This is a genomic window from Nostoc sp. UCD121 (assembly GCF_014222285.1).
Taxonomy (GTDB): Bacteria; Cyanobacteriota; Cyanobacteriia; order Cyanobacteriales; family Nostocaceae; genus Nostoc.
The window spans coordinates 1-235 of sequence record NZ_JACKZS010000626.1 but is presented as its reverse complement, the minus strand read 5'-3'; the positions used below and the strand labels follow the sequence as shown (position 1 = coordinate 235).

The following is a 235-nucleotide window of genomic DNA, read 5'->3' as shown; positions in this document are numbered from 1 at the left end:
GCGAACTTGCGCGGGTCGCGCAGGAAGAACACCGGCGTGTTGTTGCCGACCAGGTCCCAGTTGCCTTCTTCGGTGTAGAACTTCAGTGCGAAGCCGCGGATGTCACGCTCGGCGTCGGCGGCACCACGCTCGCCGGCCACCGTGGTGAAGCGCGCGAACATCTCGGTCTGCTTGCCCACCTTCTCGAACAGCTTGGCGCGCGTGTACCGGGTGATGTCGTGGGTGACGGTGAAGG

Annotated in this window: 1 protein-coding gene; it reads right to left on the bottom strand. The window is 65.1% G+C overall.

The annotated features are described in order from the left end of the window. The coding region (locus tag GNF10_RS37755) for a catalase (RefSeq protein ID WP_185607560.1) at nt 1-235 on the bottom strand (235 nt) is incomplete at both ends.